This window comes from Kitasatospora sp. NPDC114501 (assembly GCF_055633695.1).
The window spans coordinates 1-2998 of the sequence record NZ_JBVKDS010000042.1; the positions used below are offsets into that span (position 1 = coordinate 1).

2 protein-coding genes are annotated in these 2998 nt (G+C 71.5%); both read left to right on the top strand.

All coding sequences use genetic code 11. The features are described 5' to 3' along the window. Nucleotides 1-747, top strand: a 747-nt coding sequence (locus ACZ7RU_RS36975) for an ABC transporter ATP-binding protein (RefSeq protein ID WP_470345391.1), incomplete at its 5' end; no start/stop codon positions are given. Continuing rightward, the coding region (locus ACZ7RU_RS36980; protein WP_470345392.1) for an ABC transporter permease at nt 741-2998 on the top strand (2258 nt) is incomplete at its 3' end. The genes ACZ7RU_RS36975 and ACZ7RU_RS36980, both read left to right, overlap by 7 nt.

Genomic DNA, 2998 nt, shown 5'->3' on the forward strand with positions numbered 1-2998 from the left:
GGTGACCTTGTCCGCTTGGTGGGCGTGTGCAAGTTCTATGGTCGTGGTGACAATCGGGTGCGGGCGCTCGACGGGGTGGATGTCGGGTTCGAGGCGGGGACGTTCACCGCGATCATGGGGCCTTCGGGTTCGGGGAAGTCGACGCTGTTGCAGTGTGCGGCGGGGCTGGACCGGGTCGACGAGGGCCGGGTCCTGCTGGACGGGGCGCCGTTGCACGAGCTCTCGGAGCGCGCGCTGACGGAGTTGCGTCGTGAGCACATGGGTTTCATCTTCCAGTCCTTCAACCTGATCCCGGCTCTGACGGCGCGTCAGAACGTGGAGCTGCCGTTGCGGCTGGCCGAGCGGGAGATCGACGCGGTGGCGATCGAGCGGGGCCTGGCGCAGGTGGGGCTGGCCGAGCGTGGCGGGCACCGGCCCGGCGAGCTGTCGGGTGGTCAGCAGCAGCGGGTCGCGATCGCGCGGGCGCTGGTGACCAGGCCGAAGGTGATCTTCGCGGACGAGCCGACCGGCGCGCTGGACTCGAAGACCGCCCGGGAGGTCCTGGCGCTGCTGCGCGGGGTCGTCGAGGAGCACGGGCAGACGGTGGTCATGGTCACCCACGACCCGGTCGCGGCCTCGTACTCGCAGCGGGTGGTCTTCCTCGCCGACGGCAAGGTGACCGGCGAGCTGTTCGAGCCGACCGCCGAGACCGTCGCGCTGCGGATGGCCGCGCTGGAGCCCGGCGAGAGCGGGACCACCCCGTGCTGAAGATCGCCGCGGCCACCCTGCGCTACCGCCTGATGGGCTTCATGGGCGCCTTCCTCGCCCTCGCCCTCGGCACGACGATGATCGGCATGATGACGCTGACCCTGGCGGCCACCTTCGGCACCCCGCACCCGGGCCCGCAGCGGTTCAAGGAAGCCCGCACCGTCGTCGCGCCGCAGGGCTTCGAATCACGCCCGATGAAGGCCCCCGCGGTCCTGCCCGCCGACGTCGTCGCCAAGGTCGACGCCGCGGGCAGGGCCACACCCGACCGCAGCTTCCCCGTGCGCCTGAACCCCGGCGCGAACGCCACCGGCCACCCCTGGTCCTCGGCCGCGTTCGCCGGCTACCACCTGGTCGCCGGACGCGCCCCCCAGGCCGGGGACGAGATCGTCCTCGCCGGCGACCAGTCCCTGATCGGACGTCAGACCCTGGCCGCCACCCGGGAAGCCACCGGCCCCTACAAGGTCGTCGGAGTGACCGACGCGCTCTGGTTCGAAACCCCGGCCTTCTTCAGCGACACCGAGGCCCAGCGCCTGTCCCCCGGCGTCAACGCCCTGGTCACCGACCAGGACCCCGGAAAGCTCTCCGCCCTCGTGGCCGGCCAGGCCGCCGTCCTGAGCGGCGACGACCTGATCCGCCTGGACACCGACACCACCGGCGGCGGCCAAGCCCTGGCCAACGCCCAGGCCATGGCCGGCAGCACCACCGGACTCGCCGTGTTCGTCGCCGTGTTCGTCGTCATCGCCACCTTCGCCTTCGCCACCGAACAACGCCGCCGCGAACTCGCCCTGATGCGCCTGGTCGGCGCCGCCCCCCGACAAGTACGCCGCATGGTCCTGGGCGAAGCCCTGCTGATCGGCCTGGCCGCCGCGACCGCCGGCTGCATCCTCGCTCCGCTGTGCACCATGCCCCTGCGCTCCTGGATGCTCGACCACAACGTCGCCCCGTCCTGGTTCACCATCCCCCTCAACCCCCTGCCCCTGCTGATCTCCTTCCTCATCGGCGTCGCCGCCGCCCTGGCCGGCTCCGCCGCCACCCTCGTCCGCGTCTCCCTCGTCAAACCGATCGAGGTCCTGCGCGAGAACGCCGTCGAACGCCGCGTCATGACCCCCGTCCGCTGGCTGCTGGGCACCGCCATGCTGATCGGCGCCGTCACCGCCGGCACCGTCATCAGCCGGACCGAGCCCTACCTCGCGGCCAGCGTCCGCAAATACGAGGTGGTCCCGCTCCTCTACGTCGGCGCCGTCACCCTCCTCGCACCGATCCTCCTCCGCCCCGTCACCCGCCTGCTCATCGCCCCGCTCCGCCGCTCCACCAAAGCCGGCCCGCTCCTGGTGCGCGAGAACATCCTCACCTCCCGCCGCCGCACCGCCGCCACCGTCGCCCCCATCGTGGTCGCCGTCGGCCTGGTCGCCACCCTGCTGACCATGCAGAAAACCGGCGACGCCACCCAACTCACCCGCCAGCGACAGGAAATCCACGCCGCCGCCGTCATCGTCCCCGCCGGCCCCGGCATCGACGCCAAGACCCTGGACAGACTCACCACCGTCCCCGGCATCCGCGTCACCCCCACCACCACGATGAACATCCGCATCGGCACCCCCCAGGGCGACCAGATCGACTCACTGACCACCAACGCCCTACCCGCCACCGCCCTCGGCACCACCGTCACCCCACCCGTCATCTCGGGCTCCCTCACCGACCTGCCCGACAACTTCCTGATCATCGACGAACACGCCGCCCAGTCCGACGGCCTCGCCACCGGCGACCACGTCGTCACCCTCCTACCCGACGGCACCCGCGTGACCACCGTCATCGCCGCCGTCATCGCCCGCGGCCTCAGCGGCGACGACACCTACCTGTCCGCCGCACTCACCGGCGCCATGACACCCACCCGCGCCTACCTCGACTCCCAGACCGGCACCGGCCAACCCCTCGACCCCCAACAAACAACCGCGGTCGACCAAGCCCTCACCGGCACCGGCGCCCACCTCACCACCTACGACGCCTACCTCGAAACCCAACGCGCCCACGCCGCCGAACAAAGCGACAACGCCGCCGTCGTCATCCTCGGCATCGCCCTCGCCTACGCCCTGATCGCCGTCGCCAACACCCTCATCATGGCCATGGCCGGACGACGCCGCGAGTTCGCCCTCCTCTCCCTCGCCGGCACCGCACGCACCCAGATCATCAAGATCGCCGCAGCCGAATCAGCCATCGCCGTCATCGTCGGCACCCTCCTCGCCGCCACCGC